The sequence below is a fragment of the Lacticaseibacillus porcinae genome (assembly GCF_003946305.1).
GTDB classification, from domain to species: domain Bacteria; phylum Bacillota; class Bacilli; order Lactobacillales; family Lactobacillaceae; genus Lacticaseibacillus; species Lacticaseibacillus porcinae.
The window spans coordinates 20,452-40,952 of the sequence record NZ_RHNS01000016.1 but is presented as its reverse complement, the minus strand read 5'-3'; the positions used below and the strand labels follow the sequence as shown (position 1 = coordinate 40,952).

Below are 20,501 nucleotides of genomic sequence, written 5' to 3'. Positions count from 1 at the left end.
TATGTTTTCAACACATTATGCAAAAACCGGTCAATTGTTGCGCTTGAATCTGCGCCGCGATTGGTTGAAGATCGTTTTTTGGTTGATTGGCTTAGTCGGATTAATGGCAGGTGCTGCCGCAAAGTTTGACGGTCTTTATGGCACTAAAAAAGCAATGGCCACGATCATCACCACCTTAAAAACCCCTGCGATGGTGTCGTTGATGGGTCCCTTTACTGCAAAGCCACCTTATACCGTTGCGATCGTATATGCTGCAGAAATGATGACTTTCATGGGCTTGTTCGTCGCCATGATGAATATTTATTTTGCGGTGCATACCACTCGCGGTGATGAAGACTCTGGGGTGTTAGAATTGATCCGCGCCCACAGCGTTGGCCGCTCCAGTGCTTTAACTGCCGCAATTTTAGAATTGGTGATCATTAACGTCATCGCCGGCGTCTTAGAAGCCCTTGGTCTGCAAGCTAGCGGTATGACTGGGATGAACGCTGGTGGGAACTGGCTGTTTGGCTTAGGCCTCGCGATGTTTGGTTTGATGTTTGGCGCCTTTAGTTTACTTTTTGCACAAATTGCTGATTCTAGCCGTGGCGCCACAATTTTAAGTTACAGTTGGTTAGGCATTTTATATGTGATCCGCATGGGTACCGACGTTAAAAATCCTGACTACACTTGGTGGACCATTTACGGTTGGATCGAAAAACTCGATATTTACGGAAAAAACAACTGGGGACCTGTCGGCTTGATGTTGCTGATGACGGTAATCATCGGTGCGTTGACGATTATGGTTGGGGCGACTCGCGATGTTGGCGCCGGCTTATTACCTGATCGCGCGGGACGCAAACGCGCTTCATTATTTTTAGCCGGTCCATTGTCGTTGATCGCACGCCTCGAACGTACCAGCACCATCATTTGGTTAGTGGGTTTATTCTTCTTAGGTGCCACTTACGGTTCCATCTTTGGGACTGCCGGTGATTTATTGAAATCCAATCCGATGATGTCCAAGCTGATTGGCACGGCTGCTACTGATGCCGCTAACCGCGCCATCGTCTTATCGTTTGCCAACAAGTTGACCATCATCTTTGCAGTGTTAGCAATCATCCCTGGGTTGATCACGATGTTTCGATTAAACGGTGATGAACGCAAAGGCTACTTCGAACAGCTACATGCTCGCAGCGTCTCTCGTGCTCATTTGTTTTTTGCCATTGCAGGCTTTGGCTTAGTCGTTAGCCTGGCAACCTTCTTCTTAGCGGTTTGTGGGATGTATGTCGCTGGGGCTGCTTCAATGGGTGACAATATGCCAAGTTTCGCTCACTTTATGCGCGGTTTCTGGGGCTTTGCACCAGCTTTAATCGTCACTTTTGGCTTTGGCGCCTTACTTTCAGGATTGCTTCCAAAGCTACAAACGCTGGCATGGATCCTACCTGCGTACGGCTTTTTCTCCTTATATTTAGGCGCATTGATGAACTTTCCGAAGTGGAGTACGCAGTTAACGCCTTTTGGTTGGGTAAACACTGTACCAGTCAAAGCCGTCAATTGGGGAACTGCCGGTTGGATGACTGCACTAGGATTAATTTTAGTCGTCGTCGGATACATTGCTTACCAACGGCGTGATTTATTAGAAAATTGATTTATCGTAGCGTAGTTGGGAAATTCCTGCTACGCTATTGGTGTCCGTATCCAAAGAAATGGAGTTATCATGGTAAAATCCCGTCCAACGATCGATCCTGAAAAACAAAGTCGAATCCTTGATGCTGCGATGCATCAATTCGCCCATCATGGCTTTCGTGACACGAAAACCGATGCCATTGCCCAAGAAGCTGATGTTTCCAAAGGGTTGATCTTCAATTATTTTGGTTCCAAAGCTAATCTATATTTAGAAACCGTGCGCACTACCTATGCCAAAATCATGGCGGTTGCTGATATGTCAGTTTGGCAAGATTCTCCCGATCTCGAAGAAATGGTCAAGCGGGCCTTGCGCTACAAGATTCAAATGCAAATCGATTATCCTGATGAATTCGCCTTGACGATGCAGGCATATGCTGAAGTCGGCAACTTGCCTGCAGGCCTGCGGACAAAAGTAGACGCAATTTGGACGACTTTGACTGATTCTCAAATTCCCGATATGATCACCCCGATCCTCAAGCGCTCCCCGATGCGTAAAGGGGTGGACATCGATACAGTAGTCAAAATGACTGCCATGATGACGAATTTGATCGGCGAACAGGCCAAAGTCATGATCCGAGACAATCCGAATATTCAAATCGATGACTTTGATCCGGTGATGGCACAAGTCATGAAATATATGCGCGTATTAGAATATGGTTTCTTAGACCCTGAGGCCGACCATGACTGATTTACGTGCACAACGCTTCGCGGCGTTAGGTAAGGCCCAACCTCACACAACACTGACGCAAGCTTTGACCCGAACAGTCGGCATTCAAGCTCAACAATTACGGCAAGCAGAAGTCGGTCTTGCCTTGCAAGTTCCTAACTTGACACGCGCTGACTTGTTGGCCGCTTATACCAGTGGTGATATTGTCCGCACTTGGGGACAGCGCTGGACCTATCAGCTATTCACCTTAACGGATTGGGCGTTGGTGATCGCAGCACGGTTTGACGAGCAGCTGCCGACGCAATATTTTCAAGGCCAGCGCGATTTATTTGAGCACTTGGCAATTAATTTAACGCAACGCTTGGCAACCGTTGATCATTTGACCAAAACTGAAATCGATGCCCAACTCGATGAATTAGCTGGACACGCGTTGTTAAGCCAAGAGCGCTACACCATTTTTCAACTGGCAGCACATACTGGTGCGTTCACTTTCATCCCTAAATCCGGCAATCAATATGAATTGTACGCCCAACATCCTACGTTGCTTTCAAGTACTGAGGCGATTCAGCAGTTGATGACACGCTATTTAGCTGGATTTGGTCCTGCCAGCCTAGCAGATTTTTGTAAATGGGCGGGCTTAACCATCAGTCGTGTCCGGCCATTATGGGAAAGGGCTTCGCGGAATTGGATCGCTTGTGGCGCTGATCAGTTCCTACTGACGCCACCAACGCCGATAAAGTTACCAGAAGTGATCTTAACGTCAGGATTTGATGCCGCTTTAACCGGATACGTTGATAAGCGGTGGCTTGTCGATCCTGATCATGAACGGCAATTATGGACGGTCAATGGTATTTTGAATCCGATCGTGATTTTACAAGGTACGGTCGTTGGGACTTGGCACTTCAAAATACAGGGAAAACAAATGCGTGTCACCTTAGATTATTGGGCCGCAATTTCTGCAGGCCAACACCAGCAGATCATGGCGAAGTTGCAACAGGTCGCAGATTGCTTCGGCTTATCGTTAGCAAATTAATGTAAAGGCTGGTCAACCATGACGTTGATCAGCCTTTTTTCAGTGATTATGTTGGTATTTTTGTTATTTGGCGATAAATTAAATTTTATTTTTCTGCTGACTTTAACTGCGATTAAGGGTTCGTCAGCCTGCTCATAATTGCACCAATTTTGTTATTGAATTCGTTTTCTCATTCTGATAAGCTGTAGCCAAGATGAATCACGGAGACTTTGGGGTGCGGCCGCACTAAACGTAACTCGATGTGAGGATTCCACGTTTGGCGGCGTCGGTCGACCTACCAGGCGTTGTGCCACCTATGCACTGGTGCAGACCGTAAACGCACACCGCGTTTAGGCACACGATCAATTAACCAATGAAATGAATACCTGAACTTTCGCCTGGGTAGGCGGTCACCCGCTAGCACGCCCAGGTACATAAGGGAAATTACCGCTTGGTGCGGTTAATTTTCGTGTAATGACGAGCTGATCAAGTCCGATCAGCTCGTATTTTTGTGCGTAGATAGAAAACGACTTGTGCAAAACTATCCTCTCAGGTATACTGGATTCAGATAGTTAGTTATCCCTAAACTTTACGGAGGCAACCATGTTAAACGTACACCAGTTAACGGTGGCATATGAGGCCACCCCCGTCTTTAAAGATTTGTCAGTAGCCTTTGCCCCAGGTAAGATCACTGGGATTATCGGGCCAAACGGTGCTGGCAAGTCGACGTTGATCAAAGCAATGTTAGGCTTAATTAAAAGTTCCGGAACAGTCAATTATAACAAGCAGCCGCTGTTAACCCATCGTAAACAAATCGCTTATGTCGAACAACGCAAAGACCTCGACTTGACCTTTCCTATTTCAGTTTTTGATGTGGTGCTTACAGGCACTTATCCGCATTTACGCGTGCTTCAATCCCCTGGCAAATTACAACGCCAACAAGCACATGCCGCTTTACAACAAGTCAACTTAGCCGAGTTTGCCCAACGCCAAATCGGTAATTTATCCGGTGGCCAATTGCAACGCGTCTTTGTGGCTCGCGCCATCGTCCAAAATGCTGACGTGATCATTTTAGACGAACCGTTTGTCGGCATTGATATGCACTCAGAAGCTGCAATCATGGCAATTTTGCAACAATGGCGTCAAGCCGGTAAAACCATCATCGTGATCCATCACGACTTAAACAAAGTCAGTCAATATTTCGACGATTTGGTGATTTTGAATCACGGTATCGTTGCCGCTGGGCCGACGGCAGAAGTTTACACGCAAGCCAACATCAGCCAAGCCTTTTCTAGCGACTTGTCCCAAGTATTATTTACGGAGGAAGCCCAATGAACTTTATTCACGCCTTGAGCCAATATGGCTTCTTACAAAGCGCTTTGATTTGCGCAATTTTAGTGGGGATCATGTCTGGACTAGTGGGTTGTTTTATCATCTTGCGCGGCATGTCGCTGATGGGTGACGCGATTTCTCACGCGGTGCTACCAGGTGTCGCCGTCGCCTATATGCTCGGCATCAACTTGTTGCTCGGCGCTTCTATTTTCGGCATTCTGGCCGCCTTGTTGATCGGTTATGTCGCTGCCCATTCCAAAGTTAAAATCGATACGGCGATTGGGGTGGTATTTTCCGCCTTTTACGCCGGTGGGTTTATCTTGATTTCACTGGCAAGCTCCGCCACCAACTTACACCATATTTTATTCGGTAATATCTTGGCGGTATCAGACAGTGATTTGAAAACGACTGCCGTTGTCGGTGCCTTAGTGATTTTGTTTATCGTCGCTTTTTATAAAGAACTCAAACTCACCAGCTTTGATCCAACTTTTGCCCGAACTTACGGCTTTAAGGTCCAAGCGTTGCACTATGCCTTGATGTTGGTGCTGACTTTGGTTACCGTATCTGCGTTGCAAACCGTCGGCATCATCCTCGTTGTCGCCATGTTGATCACCCCAGCAGCGACGGCCTTCTTATGGACTGACAAGCTGCATGTCATGTTAGGACTATCCAGTGTGGTCGGCGTGTTATCCGCCATTGCTGGATTATGGCTGAGTTTCACCTATAACTTGGCTTCAGGTCCGGCGATCGTCATCGTTGCCGCTGGACTATTCGCCATTTCATTCATCTTCTCGCCGAAAAACGGATTATTAAAAGGAGCTCTCGCCCGATGAAAAAACTCCTCGCCACATTTTTAGTATTAGCCGCAAGCGTTGCCGGATTATTTTACTTTTTAGATCACCGCACATCCCCCACAACAACGACTCAAACTGGAAAATTACGCGTGGTCACCACCAACTCGATTTTAGAAGATATGGTCCAACAAGTCGGTGGCAAACACGTTGACGTGTACAGCATCGTCTCTCGCGGCGTCGATCCTCACGAATACGAACCACAACCTGCTGACATCACCGCCACTCACCAGGCTGACGTCTTGTTTCATAACGGCTTAAATTTGGAAACTGGCGGTAACGGCTGGTTCAAAAAACTTGTCGCCAATGCCAATAAGCAGTTCGACGAAGACGTATTTGCGGCCAGTGATGGGGTTAAAGCCAAACACCTCACCACCAACGTTAACGAAGTGGATCCGCACGCTTGGTTAGACCTTTCTAATGGGATCCAATATGTGAAAACCATTACCAAAATCCTGAGTCAAAAAGATCCAGATCACGCCAATGCGTATCAGCAAAACGCCGAAGCCTATACTGAAAAGTTGCGCAGCTTACATCAACAAGCTCAAAGCAAATTCACTAGCATTCCAGAGAATCAACGGGTCCTAGTCACATCTGAAGGAGCGTTCAAATATTTTGCCGCAGCTTATCATGTGACACCGACTTATATTTGGGAGATCAACACCGAATCACAAGGAACTCCTGCTCAAATGCAAGCGGTGATCCAAAAAATCAACCAAACTAAGGTGAAACATTTATTCGTCGAAACCTCAGTCTCACCAAAATCGATGAACAAACTCGCTTCTGAAACTGGACTCACGATTTATTCGAAGCTTTACACCGACTCGCTTGGCCAAAAAGGTTCAAATGGCGATACCTACTATAAGATGATGCAATGGAATCTCGATCAAATCGCCAAAGGTCTCAGCTAAATCCACACGTAAAAAGCTTGCCAAGCACCTGGCAAGCTTTTTATAATCGATTCAAATAATTCAAATACAGCGCAGTAAACCGCGTATCATGCCCAGGTTGCCAAGGCTTGGCACTGCCACAAAAATGCAAAATCGCGGTGTGCGCCATCACCCAAGGCATATCATGTTTGCCGTGGCTGCGGGTATAATACCCTAAAAACTTACGAGCGTCATAGTTATACCGCTGTTCATCTAATGGCAACACCCAATCACCGTATAATAGATTCAATAAATCTTGATCGGGTAAAACCAGCTGTCGTTCATATTGACGAAGTGCTTGATTAATATCATCAAGTTTGATTTGACGGCGCGCTTTGGCAACGTTGATCACCAATACCCCAGAATTATAATAGCCGTGGTCTTGATTCAAGCGGACCCGGTTGAGATCATTGATCATATCAGTAAACCCTGAATGCGTCGCTGCTGCAAATAAATGCCCTGCCAAACGCTTACGCCATAACGGCTTTAACGAGTGGAGTACCAAAATATCAGGATCCAAATAGATCACTTTTTTGACCGATTCTGGTAACAGCTCCCCGCATAATAAGCGATAGTACATTTCTTGCGGATACCGTTTCGTGGTTTTAGGTTCTTCAAAATGTTCTGCCGCCACTTGAATTGCTGACAACTGCCACCCCCAGTCATCGGTACGTGAAATTAAATCAGCCACTTGCGCTTCACTTAAACTGCGGTGAAGCAACCACACATGCCAATGGTCTTCAGGTGCCGCTAAATGTAAAGAGGTTAGCATCACCGTTAGTGGTTGTAAGTAATTGGCATCAATCGTGACTAATAAATCCATCTGAGTCCTCCGGATGGATCACTGCTTGCAATGCAAACTCCCCATTTTCATACTGATATTTCAACATCGTACAGTTGCTTAAACGCTCGTTTCCCGCGTTAAAAGTCGCCCAACCAAACCGCTGCAAAAAATTATAACAAGCGCCAGCGTGAGAAACGACCAACAAGACTTGAGCAGGATCATTTTCCGCAATGGCGGTCAATGTCGCGACCATCCGCTGTTGCACCTCTGCTTCAGCTTCGCCACCATAAGCGACAAAATAGTCACCATAAGGCTGCGGCGGATTCAAATACTCAGGCTGCCCTTCAAAGCGGCCGAAATTGCATTCTTTAAGACCTTTTAACCGCGTGTAGGAAAGGGTTGGACACACCAAACTCACAGTATCACTCGCCCGCTCCTGCGTTGAACAATAAGCGGATTCAATGACCACCTGATGATAGCGTAACCAGGCACCTGCGGCTTGCGCTTGCGCACGACCAGTAGCAGTCAACGGTGAATCACACCACCCTTGAATTCGTTGTTCTTGATTAAACAAGGTTTCACCGTGGCGCATTAAATAAATGGTTTTAGTCATGAATTCACCTCCGTCAATAGTAAGCCTACCGCCGATTGACGCCGCTTTCAACAAAAAACACCTCCCAGTCGTAAGACTAGGAGGTGTTTTCAATGACGTAAGGTGGCGCCGATGGTTTCATGGTGACCATCTTGAAAGGCAAAGACTGCGCCTAAATGTTGCGGATCGTCTAGCCAATCAACTGGCGCCGCGCCGGCAAAAAACAAGCGTTTAGCTTCTAATTCACCTTGAATTGAGTCGCGGGTAAACACTGTGACGCCGGCGAGTTTGGTTTGTAAGGGATAACCAGTGCGTGGGTCAAGTAGGTGGTGATATTGCTTGCCATCCTTGATCAGAAACCGTTCGTAGATGCCGCTAGTCACGGCTGAGCACGCTGGCAAAATCGTCACCCCGAGATCTTCATGACGTTTTTTCGCGGGATCTTGAACCCCGATCACCCATTGCCCGTCGGCTCTTCTTGGAGAATCGCCAACAAATAACAAGTTGCCACCAAGATCGATGATGCCTGCCTGCACGTGATACGCCTGCCAAAGGCTGCGGATCTGATCGGCAATATCGCCTTTTGCGATCCCACCGAGATCAAGTTCCATGCCTTTGGCTAACAGTTGCACTTGATGCGTTTGCGCATCAAGGCTCACCATTTCAGGATCACATAATCGCAGGCGCCGTTGCACCTCGTCAGCACCCGGTACATTGGCACCATCAAAACCAATTTTCCACAGTTTCACCAACGGGCCGATCAAGGCATTGAAGCCAAAGCCTTCACGACTAGCGGCAATGGCTCGGCGGATCAAGCGAAACGTCCCACTTGATACAGCCACTGCGGCAACACCAGCCGCAGCATTAACGGCCATCACTTCTGAAACTGTGCGATTGACCGTCAGGCGATCTTCTTCTTGATTGATCAAGTTTTCAGCAGCAGTTAGCGCTACGGTGTCTAACTCACCAAAAACGGTCAACTTGATGTGAGTGCCTAACGCATGCAAGGTTAGCGATTGCGGCGTGATCATAGGTCGTAAGTGAAAGGACCAGGCTTGTTGGCATCGCCTGCACCGGATTCAGAAGCACCACTAGTGGCATCTGGCTTGGCAGCAGGTGCCGGTTCTTCTTCAGAAGCGCCAGTGTCAGCATCTGGCTTGGCAGCAGGCGCCGGTTCTTCTTCAGAGGCACCAGTGTCAGCATCTGGTTGTGCAACTGGGGCTGCTTCTTCTTCAGAGGCGCCGGTGTCAGCGTCTGGTTCTGGTTGACCAGTCTTGCCATCAGCTTTAGATGCACCACTGGAAGCATCAGACCAACCACCATTTTCATAAGCGGTTAAAATTGGTTCTGCTGAGCCGGTGAATTCGATGGTGCCCAAGTACTCCCCATCGACATCTCGCAAAGCGTAATATTGAATGAATACGCGGTGGCCGTGCATCATCAATGGCCGTGCCACGAAATCGCGACTGCCATCTTTAAAACTGTTAATGATCCCCATCACAACAGGTAATACCCGGGCTGGGTGGCATTCTGCGACGGTTTCATTCAATTGATCAACGGTACGGACATGTTCGCGATTAGGTTTATTGGAATACCAAGTGAAGTGATCCGTGTGATCGATCAAATCAATTTCAAAAGGAATAGTTGAAAAAATTTGTTGCACTTCAGTCAGCGTCAACCGACCAGTGGGAAAAGTGATATATGCGCCATCATATTCTGGTTTTGCCATGATAAATTCCTCGATTCTTATCCTGCGACGATTTGTTGGTGAAAATTTAACGGATGCCCTAATAAGCGTTCCGCTTCTTCAATGCGGCCGGCTTGCCGTAACTGGCGAATCCTAGTCGATGAGATTTTCTCACGATCAGCTTGTAAGGCGGCGACGACACGAGTTTCAAAGTGGCCTTGACCTAGTGTTTCTAAACTTTCAACGCCAGCGGCACCGAACTGACCAAAGGTATAATCAAATCCACACACCACGACCTGTGCTTGCAAGGTGACTAAGAATTGACTCACAAACGCTTGTGGCGTCAGCGCTGCGAACTCACGAGTAAACCGCGCCACATATAAGGTTTGAACCCCTAAGTCAGCCATTAAAGCCGCCTTTTGATCAAGGGTAGTGAGATAATCAAACGGTTGATCCGAAAATAAAGTGCTGGCATGTCGGTCAAAGGTCATCACCGCTAACGGCAACCCACGCTGTTGTGCGATGCGTTTAGCGGTTTTGATCACATGCTGGTGACCGCGATGCACCCCATCGAAGAAGCCGAGGGCTAAGACACATGGTTGCGTCGTGATCTGGTGAATATTGTTTAAATCGATCATGACGGTTACCATGTGCTCACCTCTTACTTATTTTTCTTGCCTGTTTTTTCAGGCTTTGCGGCCTTAGCATCTGCCAAAAATGCCCGCAATGGCTTCAAAGCTTGAGCGTCATATTTCGCCACAAATTCGTCAATGTCAGATTGCTTTTGATAAGCAGGATCCAAGAACATGTGTTGGGTGGTGAATGGCATCTTATGGGTTAACTTCACGTCGATCACCACTGGCAAAGTAGTGTTCTTAGCATCATCAATGGCTGCTTGGAATTCGGCTTTGTTATGCGCGGTGTATGCTTTGGCACCCATTCCTGTGGCAATGGTTGCCCAATCGGTATCAGGAATATCGACTCCTGACAATGGTTGATGGGAATCATCGCGTTGTTCAGCTTCAATGAATCCTAAAGTCGCGTTGGAGAACACCACGTTGACCACATGCAAACCGTACTTCACTTGGGTCAAGATTTCTTCGACTAACATCGCAAAGGCACCATCACCAGATAAGCTGTAAACATCGCGGTCTGGATACAAGGTCTTAGCAGAAATAGCGGCTGGCAAGCCATAACCCATCGTTGCGTACTTCCCAGAAGTCGTCCACTTTTGCGTGTGTTTGATATCGAGTAACCGTTCGAAGTTGATGTTCACGTTGCCGACATCAACAGCAAAGACGGCTTTCTTGGAAGCTTCTTTGTTTAATACATCAAAAATTGGTTCTGGACGGACAGGTGATTCAGTGGAATCTTTAAAGCTATCTTGCCAAGCCACCCAGTTCTTCTTGTTTTCGATGCAAGCCGTGTAGAATGGGGTTGCTTTGCGTGGCTTGCCAGCCTTGGCTATTGCCTTCAAAGCGGCTTTGGCATCAGCTAAAATAGCGACATCGTTGTGACGACGCTTGCCAAGTTTGGTTGATTCAATATCAATTTGAATGACTTTGGCTTTGGGATTGAACAACATGCTGGCAAATGGCACATCGTTGCCGACCCACAAGATCAAGTCCGTTGCCATCGCGGCTTCAACACCAGGCTTTGGTGCCACACGTCCAGTTGAACCTAAATAGGCAGGTTCGTCTTCATCTAAAATGCCTTTGGCCAAGACACTGGAGATCATTGGCATTTTGAATGTTTCAGAAACCGCTAACAATTGTTTGCGGGCATGTTTTGCACCGAGGCCGAAGTAAATCAGCGGACCTTTGGCTTGTTGGATCAACTTCACGGCTTCTTGGATCTTTTCTGGATCTGGGGTGATCGCATAAGGCTTGATTTGCGTGTTGGCATTGGAAACATAAGTGTCAGGGATCTGCGCCCAGCCGAAGTCCTTAGGAATCGTAACGACAGCAACGCCTTTTTTCTCGTAAGCTTCTTGAATCGCTTCATCGATCACTTTTGGTAAGGAGCGAGCAGTCATTACCGTGCGGTTGAACACCGCCACATCGTTGAAAATCGGTTCTTCATTCATCGCTTGGAAGAAGTCGATGTTCATGTTCTTGCTTGGTACTTGCGCAACGATCGCAAGGACTGGCACGCGGTCGATTTTGGCATCGTACAAGCCGTTGAGCAAATGCACGGCACCAGGGCCAGCAGAACCAAAGCAGACGCCGATTTGACCAGAAAGTTTCGCGTCGGCTGCAGCTGCTAAAGCCCCTGCTTCTTCATGACGCACTTGAATAAATTTGATTTGATCTTGTTGGTTATGCAAGGCGTTCATCGTGGAATCAAAGCTCCCACCAGGATAACCATAAATATGGTCGACGCCCCATGATTCAATGACTTTTAAGACTGCATCGGAGCCGCTGATTGTATTTGTCATAATAGACCTCCAAAATATTTATGCGTAAGCGCTTTTACAAGAATAAGTCTAACGCCAATGTAAGCGATTCACCATGTTTGTGTGTGTCTAAAAACTAGTGCAGAAATGACTTGCTGTTATATTCTTCACAACCATAAATAAAAGGCGACCCCATTAACATTAAGGTCACCTTGTGTGTTCACATATATAAATCTGTAATACAGTTGCTAATTTTCTTGCGGCGCTCGGCGAGTGAACCACCATACCAGCACGAATTCAATCACGAGCAAGCCGGCAACAACCGCGAAGCTGTTGACACTGCCAGTCACGGTCCCAGCCGCTTGAGTCGTCGCGGCTTTTTGACCAGCAGCGACAATCGCTGCAGCCATACTGGTGCCAAGGGCGGCACCAAATTGCTGTAAGGTATTAAAAATTGCATTCCCATCACTATGCATTTGGTCACTGAGTTGATTGAGGCCAAAAGTCATTAAGTTCCCATAACCGGTCCCCATCCCAAGCATAATTAAAATATACCAACCTAAAATCGCAATATTAGACAATTGATGTCCTTGCAACCACATCCCGATCGTACCAATAACGATCAGTATGGTACTCGTCCGCAACGGTAACTTCGCACCGGCGTGATCGAGCCAGCGACCACTCAAAGGACCGGCGATTGCACCTAATGCCGCACCTGGCAACACCAATAATCCTGCAATCAATGCAGTGCTGTGATTGACCAATTGAATATAATTTGGCAACAAGAAACTCATCGCCAAGGCACTGATCTGGATACAAGCAAACGCAATGACAACTTGGACAAATGCAGAATTCGTAAACAAGCGAATATTGATGATCGGCATATCGACATGCAACGAACGCACACTAAAGCCGATCAACGCTAAGAGCCCGACGACTAACGCACCAGCAACTGACCAGCTGATGAAAGGTTGCGATCCCCAGTTGGAGATTCCAAAAATCAACCCGCAAAACGTCAACACGATCAAACAAACACTGAGTTGATCGATTTTGGCAGCAGTCGTCGGTGACTTTTGTTCGATGCAAACCAGCCCTAGAATTAACGCAATGATCAACACCGGTAATAAGAAGACAAAAATATAGCGCCAAGACATCAATGAAACGACGATCCCACCAAATGTCGGCCCAATGGCAGGAGCCACGCCGGTGATCATGGTACCGACCCCCATCATCATGCCAATTTTACTGGTTGGGACTTGTTCTAAGATAATATTGAACATCAATGGCAAGGCGATCCCTGTGCCTAAACCTTGCACGGCCCGCCCAAGGAGTAACACCCAAAATGCTGGTGCAATGCCATCTAACGCCACCCCAATGATGAAGAAGCTGATGGCAACAAGGAACAAACTTTTGGTTTTGAAGCGGCGTTTCAATGTCGCTGACAACGGCACCATCGACGCGACCACCAGCAAGTACAACGTCGTCATCCATTGCACGGTATTCGTCGCCACACCAAATTCCTTCATTAAGGTTGGAAAAGTGATATTCATGGCAGTTTCAACAATCACGCCACAAAACGACATTAAGCCTGTGGCGATGATCGCGCCAATTACTTTTGGTGAAATTTTTTCGTTCATAAAACCCTCCTAAATTTCGTTAGCAAGCTAACGATAACCAGTTTACCGCAAATTTGCCAATGTGCAAACAAAAAATCGCCGTTAATGCGACGATTTTACTTAACGATTCAATTCAATAAAATATTCTAGCATTCGAGTGAACACTTCACACTCTGCAGGTGTAAAGGCTTGATTCATCGCAGCTTGTTGCTTGGCAATATAGCCACTCACCATGGCATGTAGGCTTTCTGCTTTAGGGGTTAACATGACTTCTTTTTGGCGAGCATCTTTTGAAGAAATCACCCGCTTGACCAACCCGGCTTTTTCCATCCGTTGCAAAGCGACGGTGGCAGTTGAACGTTGAATGTTGAATTCTTGTTCAATATCGCGCTGCAAGCAGGCATGTTGATCGCCGATAAAGTCGATGATCGACATTTGAGTACCAGTCAGACCGTATTTTTTGGCGTGGGCATCCATGCTTTTGCTCATTTGATTACTGGCGAGTTTGACTAATTTTCCGTAATCCATCAGGTTATCCTTTCGTTTGCTTATTGACCACTTTCTGCTAACGGTCCCGTCGTTAAAATAGTTTGTTTGGCTTGCAAGTTGGCAAGATTCTCTTGGTAATGTTGCGCGTAAATGCCAGCAAATAAAATCGTCAGTAAGTATTCGCTAGCCACTTGTGAGGCAATCGTGCCGATTTTCATGAAGTCGAATTCATCCCCGAGCACTTCTAAACAAACATCGGTACCTTGTGCAAGCGGCGATCGTGGGCGGCCAGTGATCAAAATCGTCGGCACTTGATGGGCTTTAAGGTAGCGCATCACCTGCTGATAACTTTGATTTTGACCGCGATAGCTGACAAACAAAGCACAGTCACTTGAGGTGATATTGGTTGAATTCCAGCTGGTTTCGCCGAATTGATCTGCAAAAATCGGATAGCGATCGATTTTATTCAATTTATTGGCAAATCCTTGGACCAATAAACTTGAGTCTCCACGACCATATAAGAAAATGCGTTTGGCATGTACCAAAATTTGTACCGCTTGCACCACTTTCGGAAAATCCAAACGAGCTTTCGTCGCCGTGATCGCATCTAAACTCAAAGTGGTTAATTTTTCTGTGGCATTGCGCAAGGTATCATTCGCTGCAAACGGAAAATTCACATCATCAGGCGCGACTTTTTGCACACTAAGCTCTTGTGTCAACGCTAACGAAAAATCGCGATATCCTTTAAACCCTAGCTTTTGACACAAGCGAATCACTGCCGAATGCGAGCAATGGGCAGTTTGTGCTATCGTTTGCATCGATTGGCCGACGATGGCATGCGGATCATGTAAAATAACTTGCGCCAGGGCCGCATCAGTCGGCGTAAAGTGCACTTGGGCTTGAAGCTGTTCAGCAATCAGCATCACGTGCCTCCTTGAACATTTTGTTTAAGTCTATCACGATTATTAAACATTTTCTTGAACATTTTAAACCACTTGCCTCACATTCACCACAATCAATAGTCGCCTTGCTATGATAGGCGTGTCAAAGACAAGGAGGTCATTAAAATGAAATTAGCGATCATTGGTGCCGGAAAAATCGTCCATGATTTTTTAACCATTGCCGATCAAATTCCAGATTTACAAGTGGTAGCAATTGCCGGGACACCAAACGATGAATCCACATTAAAAGACTTGCAAGGCAAGTATGGCATTCAAAAAACTTATCTCGATGCGCAACTCGCGATGCAAGATCCTGATGTTGATACCATTTACGTTGCTGTGCCGAACAGCTTACACTTCACCATCGCTCAAGCCGCTTTAACCGCTGGTAAAAACGTGATTTGCGAAAAACCTTTCGTCAACACGCGTCAAGAAGCCGAAGCCTTGAAACAAATTGCAGATGCAAAAGGCGTCTTGTTGCTAGAAGCGATCACCAACCAATATTTGGAGAACTTCACCGCAATTCAACAGGCCTTGCCTACTCTTGGCCCAGTACGGATCGCATATTTCAACTACTCGCAATACTCCTCACGTTATGACGCGTTTAAGCAAGGCACGATTTTGCCAGCGTTTGATCCGCAAAAAGGCGGTGGTGCGTTGATGGATCTCAATATTTACAACATTCATTTGGCAGTGGGCTTGTTTGGGGAACCCGCCAGCGTCAGCTACGCGCCAAATATTCAGCGGGGTGTGGATACATCAGGAATTTTGAGTTTGCAATATCCCAACATGCAAGTTGTTTGTATTGCTGCCAAAGACGCTGATGGGCCTTCCATCGGCGTCATCGAAGGCGAACAAGCAACATTAACGCTCAACGGTGCACCAAACACCTTGCCTAGCGTGACGATTCACGGTAAAACTTTAAATGCCAATCACCACACACATCGCATGGTGGCAGAATTCACGCGCTTTGCCCAAATGATTGCCGAACATGATACCAATGCTTGCGATCAAGCCTTTGAACACAGTGCGGCGGTGCTCGATGTGTTAGCCCAGGCCCGCAACAACAAATAACACAAAAAATCGACCGCTCACATCTTCAAGTGAGCGATCGATTTTTGAATTACATGGTTTGTTCCGTGCGTTCGATAATGTCATCTTGCGTTTCTTTGGATAACCCGACGAAGAAGGCGGAGTATCCAGCGACCCGCACGATCAAATCACGATGTTGTTCAGGGTGTTTTTGCGCATCGATCAAAGTGGCACGATCGACAATGTTATATTGCACATGATACCCATGCAGACGGTTGAAGAAAGCCCGCAGCAAGGCGACTAACTTCATGCAAGATTCTTCTGAGCGTAAGATCTGTGGTGACATCTTTTGGTTGAGCAATACCCCACCGGTGATCGCACCAGTATCAAGTTTAGACACACTCTTGAAGACTGCGGTTGGGCCATTGGTATCCATTGCGTGTTCTGGTGAACACCCTTCAGCAAGTGGTGTCCGCGCATGACGGCCATCAGGAGTGGCTAACGTGGAGTGGCCTTGGCCGACGTTTGCAGAAATCGAGCTGGTGCCGGCATAACGTAACCCACCGATTGGGCCGCGACCATAGCGGGTGTTTTTGTACTTGGCGATTTCATCGATGTACGGGGCATAAGCTTCAGTGATCAACGAATCAACATATTCATCATCGTTGCCATATTTTGGTGCATCATTGAGCAACATTTGACGGATCCGTTCGCCTTCAGCACCGGCAAAATCAGATTGCAACGCATCCCATAATTGTTCAGGGGTCAACTTGTGTTCGTCAAAGATCAATTTCTTCACGGCGGCCAAAGAGTCTGCTAAGTTGGCGATGCCGACTTGCAACCCTGAGATGAAGTCGTAAACTGCGCCGCCTTCTTTGATGGTTTTACCACGGCCGATGCAATCATCTGTCAATGTCGAGCATAAAATATCCGGATAACCTTGTTCCAAAACCATATCGCAGGTGTTTTCGATGATCACGGATTGACGGGTAATTTCACGCAACGACTTGTCCCAAGCATCAAGCAATTGTTGATAGCTGGTCATTTCTGGGAAACGCCCATAATTTGGTAACAATTGCTTGCCAGATTCTGGGTCGACCCCGCCATTCATCACGATCAATAATGTCCGTGGGAAGTTGATGAAACTCATCCCAGTACAACGATAACCCCATTTGCCAGGAACCGCCGTTTCCACACAGCCGATGGAAGAATAGTTATAGGCATCTTCTTTTTTAACGCCGCGCTTGATAAACGATGGAATGATGATCTCATCATTGTTAAACGCTGGCATCCCGAGGCCTTGCTTGATGACTTGCACGCACGCCAGCATAAAGTCGTTGGATAAGCCATGGTGGTAGCGAACCGTCAAGTTTGGTTGTGGTAAGTGGGCTTGAGCGATGGCTTGCAAAATCAAATAAGACATCGGGTTGACCGCATCTTTACCATCCGGGGTTTGGCCGCCGATGGTGATGTTTTGATAAAGTGGTGAGCCAGCGGAAAATTCCGTATGCTGCCAAGAACGCACTTTATTGATGGTCAAGGTCTTCAACGCTAAATTGGTGATCAATTCAACCGCCTGTTCAGGCGTCGTGCGACCAGCTTTGAGATCTGCTTCATAGAAAGGATCCAAGTATTGATCGACCCGGCCGTAGGAAACTGAGTGACCATTGGATTCAATTTGCAAAATCAAATGGACTAACCAAACCGATTGAATCGCTTCACGTAAAGTCTTGGCTGGTTCGTAAGGGACCCGCGATAAAATGTCGGCAATTTGCAAATAGTTGTCGCGTAAGTCAGCGTCATCAGTGGCATCAGCTAACTGCTTGGCTTTGTCAACATAACGCTTGGCAAAGTGCTTGACGGCATTGATGGTGATCAAGCTAGCTTGATAGAAGTACAACTTCTTTTGACTTTCGTAGTCAGTGAGATCCAACGCATCCATTGCTTTTTGAACGCGATCTTCATACCATTTGAGACCTTTGTTGATCAACGCGGTGTAGTCAACGGCGATATGACCATCGCCACTAGTGATATTCCCGTCAGCGCCAATGATCCCTAAATCATAAAAGACCCGGCTCTTTGGTGGAAAAGCAGCTAATCCACGATCTTCCAAGGTGTTGTGTTGCCAAAATGGTGCAATTTCGCGGAGTTTGTCTTTCGTGTCTTCAGTAATATAGAAGACATCCCCTGGCCGCTTTTCAAAGGTATCGAGTTCGTCGATCACCCAGTTCATAGAATATTCTGGAAATACTGGCGCCCAGCGATTTTGTTGGGCTTGGTTACCAGCGATCAAAGTTTGTGGTTCGATGAAAATGGTCATTTTATCAAGGATATGGGCCAACATCTTGGCACGCAACACATCGAGTTGTTCATCTTGATGAGCCTTGTAGGCTTCTGTCGCCAACACCGCACGCTCTGGGTCAACGTAAGGCTTCGCGTCGATGATGGTATCACGCAAAGCGTTCATACGCTTGGTCAGCTTTCCGAATTCGCCTTTGGCAACGGCGCTTTTTGCAATTGTGGTTTGAGTTTTCATGGCATCCATTGATATTTCCTCCTTGAAATCAGGTTCATGTTTACGTTCATAATGTATCATCGTTTCAAACGAAAATCAATTAAAAACCAAAAAATCGGATAAATTGCCACAATTGTGCACTGTCGCTCCCCGGATCATTTATTGGTATGCGTCCCGTTGGATTCGCTTACTCAACAGTAATCACGCAAATTATCTCATCGCGTCGAGCAGATTGGTTTGATCGTATTCAGTGATCGACTGATTGCCCAAAGAAAAAGGCCGATCCTAAGGTCAGCCTTAAATCACTTTCATTTTGCTTTCGCAATTTCAACGGTAACGTGTTGATCTGCTAATTGTTGTTTCACTTCCGGTGTGATCCCATCATCAGTGACCACCGCGTCTACTTCATCAACACTCAACTGATGGACCAAGCTGGTGCGCTTGAACTTCTGTGAATCCGTTAAAATCGTGACGTGATCGGCGTGTTGGGCCATGGTTTGGACAATTTCGCTGCGCATTAAATCATTGCCGAAAAAGCCGGCCTTTGGTGAATACCCATCAGTGCCCACAAAGCATTGCGTCACTTGAAACTGTGAAAGCATCGCTTTGGTCAGCGGCCCTACCACCACTTGCGCGGCGGCTTGATAATTGCCACCTAATAAGATCACATCAATATTAGGATAGTCGCTCACGTAATCGGCGATGAAGCTGGAAATCGTGATGATTGTCACGCGCTTGCCTTGTTGCCCTAGGACTTCAGCAAGCAACGCGCAAGTCGAACCAGACTCGATCATAATGGTACTTTGATTCTTCACCGATTCTGCTGCTAACAAGGCAATTTGACGTTTGGTTTCGTAATTTTGCGCCAAGCGAGCCCGTAGATCTGTCGGATCGTTAATAATGGCGACGCCGTGTTGGCGCTGAAGTAGGCCTTTTTCTTCTAATGTAGTCAAGTCTTTGCGGATGGTGACTTGCGACACTGATAATTCTTTGGCCAGTTGATTCACTTCCACTTGTCCCGCTTCTGTCACCCGCTGTAAAATGCGATCGATTCGTTTTGCGACCATGGCGAACACCTCCGATATCAATAGTTTAGCACGTGTTCTGCACAAATACGACCTTAATTTGCATTCAAACGCAAATTAATCATTTACGTTTGAAACTAAACGTGCTACATTATCCGTAAAGGAAGGTGAGCGTCATGGCAGAGCAAGACAAACTCGGCTTGATCTTCAATATTCAAAAATTCAGTCTCAACGACGGCCCTGGGATCCGCACCGTAGTTTTTTTCAAAGGTTGTCCATTGCGGTGTAAGTGGTGTTCCAATCCAGAATCACAATCTGGTTTCCAAGAAGAAATGTATGACGAAGCCAAACAAAAAAATGTCACCGTCGGCAAATGGTACACCGTTGACGCGGTGATGAAGATCATCGAACAAGATCGCGACTTCTATGAAGAATCTGGCGGCGGCGTCACTTTATCTGGTGGTGAGATCTTGTTTCAACCGACCTTTGTCACCGCATTAGCGAAAGCTTGCCATGAAGCAGGGATTCATGTCGCTTGTGAAACTACTGGTTACGCCAATCCTCATGTTTTCGCCGACCTGGCGCAATATATCGACTTAATGTATTACGACTGCAAACAATGGGATTCAAAGAAACATCAGGCAGGCACTGCTGCGCGTAATGAGCTGATCCTTAAGAACTTACAAGCCGCTATGCAAATGCCTAATTTGCAAGTGCAAGTCCGCATCCCTGTGATTCCAGGGTTCAACTATTCTGACGACGATGCGAAGCATTTTGGGGAATTATTCAATCGCATTCACGTGCCTTCCGTTGAATTGTTGCCGTTTCATCAATTCGGATTGAAGAAATATCAAGATTTGCATCGTGAATACGCGTTAAAAGACGTCAAGCAGTTAACCGCCGATGACTTACAAAGCTTCCAAAGCATTTTGCAAGCTGCTGGTATTCGCGCCACGGTCAATGGGTGGTAGC

At 46.8% G+C, this 20,501-nt stretch carries 19 protein-coding genes; 8 read left to right on the top strand and 11 right to left on the bottom strand.

Translation table 11 applies throughout. From position 1 onward, the window contains the following. Position 1: 1 nt before the first annotated feature. The 6 genes from EKM92_RS11105 to EKM92_RS11080 all read left to right on the top strand — a co-directional run bounded on the left by EKM92_RS11105 (position 2) and on the right by EKM92_RS11080 (position 6,435). On the top strand, positions 2-1,624 hold the full coding sequence (locus tag EKM92_RS11105; RefSeq protein WP_125710770.1) for an ABC transporter permease: 1,623 nt from the start codon (positions 2-4) through the stop codon (positions 1,622-1,624). Positions 1,625-1,693: 69 nt separating this feature from the next. Beyond that, a complete protein-coding gene (locus EKM92_RS11100; protein ID WP_125710768.1) occupies positions 1,694-2,350 on the top strand; it encodes a TetR/AcrR family transcriptional regulator in 657 nt (218 codons plus the stop codon). Further along, a complete protein-coding gene (locus tag EKM92_RS11095) occupies positions 2,343-3,362 on the top strand; it encodes a winged helix DNA-binding domain-containing protein (RefSeq protein WP_125710766.1) in 1,020 nt (339 codons plus the stop codon). The genes EKM92_RS11100 and EKM92_RS11095 overlap by 8 nt, the downstream gene beginning before the upstream one ends. 582 nt (positions 3,363-3,944) lie before the next feature. Further along, a complete protein-coding gene (locus EKM92_RS11090; protein ID WP_125710764.1) occupies positions 3,945-4,676 on the top strand; it encodes a metal ABC transporter ATP-binding protein in 732 nt (243 codons plus the stop codon). Continuing rightward, positions 4,673-5,506 carry a metal ABC transporter permease gene (locus EKM92_RS11085; protein WP_125710762.1) on the top strand — a complete coding sequence of 278 codons (834 nt, stop codon included), beginning with the start codon at positions 4,673-4,675 and terminating at the stop codon, positions 5,504-5,506. The genes EKM92_RS11090 and EKM92_RS11085 overlap by 4 nt, the downstream gene beginning before the upstream one ends. Further along, positions 5,503-6,435, top strand: coding sequence for a metal ABC transporter substrate-binding protein (locus EKM92_RS11080; RefSeq protein ID WP_125710760.1), 933 nt, complete (start codon positions 5,503-5,505; stop codon positions 6,433-6,435). The genes EKM92_RS11085 and EKM92_RS11080 overlap by 4 nt, the downstream gene beginning before the upstream one ends. Before the next feature lie 40 nt (positions 6,436-6,475). Here the strand turns inward: EKM92_RS11080 and EKM92_RS11075 are convergent, their stop codons facing one another. The 9 genes from EKM92_RS11075 to EKM92_RS11035 all read right to left on the bottom strand — a co-directional run bounded on the left by EKM92_RS11075 (position 6,476) and on the right by EKM92_RS11035 (position 14,939). Continuing rightward, on the bottom strand, positions 6,476-7,276 hold the full coding sequence (locus EKM92_RS11075; protein WP_125710758.1) for a glycosyltransferase family 8 protein: 801 nt from the start codon (positions 7,274-7,276) through the stop codon (positions 6,476-6,478). Further along, positions 7,254-7,850 (bottom strand): histidine phosphatase family protein, encoded by a 597-nt coding sequence (locus EKM92_RS11070; protein ID WP_125710756.1) that lies wholly within the window; start codon positions 7,848-7,850, stop codon positions 7,254-7,256. The genes EKM92_RS11075 and EKM92_RS11070 overlap by 23 nt, the downstream gene beginning before the upstream one ends. Before the next feature lie 89 nt (positions 7,851-7,939). Further along, positions 7,940-8,860 carry an FAD:protein FMN transferase gene (locus tag EKM92_RS11065; RefSeq protein WP_125710754.1) on the bottom strand — a complete coding sequence of 307 codons (921 nt, stop codon included), beginning with the start codon at positions 8,858-8,860 and terminating at the stop codon, positions 7,940-7,942. After that, positions 8,857-9,558 (bottom strand): PAS domain-containing protein, encoded by a 702-nt coding sequence (locus EKM92_RS11060; RefSeq protein ID WP_125710753.1) that lies wholly within the window; start codon positions 9,556-9,558, stop codon positions 8,857-8,859. The genes EKM92_RS11065 and EKM92_RS11060 overlap by 4 nt, the downstream gene beginning before the upstream one ends. 17 nt (positions 9,559-9,575) lie before the next feature. After that, complete coding sequence (locus EKM92_RS11055) at positions 9,576-10,166, bottom strand: FAD synthetase family protein (protein WP_125710751.1); 591 nt, start codon at positions 10,164-10,166, stop codon at positions 9,576-9,578. A gap of 11 nt (positions 10,167-10,177) precedes the next feature. Next, positions 10,178-11,953 (bottom strand): pyruvate oxidase, encoded by a 1,776-nt coding sequence (gene spxB, locus EKM92_RS11050; RefSeq protein ID WP_125710749.1) that lies wholly within the window; start codon positions 11,951-11,953, stop codon positions 10,178-10,180. A 206-nt stretch (positions 11,954-12,159) separates the two neighbouring features. Beyond that, positions 12,160-13,548: an MFS transporter gene (locus EKM92_RS11045; RefSeq protein ID WP_125710747.1), complete on the bottom strand. Its 1,389-nt coding sequence runs from the start codon at positions 13,546-13,548 to the stop codon at positions 12,160-12,162. Between the two features lie 99 nt (positions 13,549-13,647). After that, positions 13,648-14,055, bottom strand: a complete 408-nt coding sequence (locus EKM92_RS11040; protein ID WP_125710745.1) for a MarR family winged helix-turn-helix transcriptional regulator — start codon at positions 14,053-14,055, stop codon at positions 13,648-13,650. Positions 14,056-14,075: 20 nt separating this feature from the next. Next, on the bottom strand, positions 14,076-14,939 hold the full coding sequence (locus EKM92_RS11035) for a MurR/RpiR family transcriptional regulator (protein WP_125710743.1): 864 nt from the start codon (positions 14,937-14,939) through the stop codon (positions 14,076-14,078). A 144-nt stretch (positions 14,940-15,083) separates the two neighbouring features. Between EKM92_RS11035 and EKM92_RS11030 the strand changes: the two genes are divergently transcribed. Beyond that, a complete protein-coding gene (locus tag EKM92_RS11030; RefSeq protein ID WP_125710741.1) occupies positions 15,084-16,031 on the top strand; it encodes a Gfo/Idh/MocA family protein in 948 nt (315 codons plus the stop codon). 49 nt (positions 16,032-16,080) lie between these two features. On the opposite strand, the gene EKM92_RS11025 is transcribed toward EKM92_RS11030, so the two are convergent. Both EKM92_RS11025 and EKM92_RS11020 read right to left on the bottom strand, forming a co-directional pair. Beyond that, positions 16,081-18,525, bottom strand: a complete 2,445-nt coding sequence (locus EKM92_RS11025) for a glycyl radical protein (RefSeq protein ID WP_125710817.1) — start codon at positions 18,523-18,525, stop codon at positions 16,081-16,083. Between the two features lie 287 nt (positions 18,526-18,812). Next, positions 18,813-19,571, bottom strand: coding sequence for a DeoR/GlpR family DNA-binding transcription regulator (locus tag EKM92_RS11020; RefSeq protein WP_125710739.1), 759 nt, complete (start codon positions 19,569-19,571; stop codon positions 18,813-18,815). A 134-nt stretch (positions 19,572-19,705) separates the two neighbouring features. On the opposite strand from EKM92_RS11020, the gene EKM92_RS11015 reads away from it, so the two are divergent. Beyond that, positions 19,706-20,500, top strand: a complete 795-nt coding sequence (locus EKM92_RS11015) for a glycyl-radical enzyme activating protein (RefSeq protein ID WP_125710737.1) — start codon at positions 19,706-19,708, stop codon at positions 20,498-20,500. Position 20,501 lies beyond the last annotated feature (1 nt).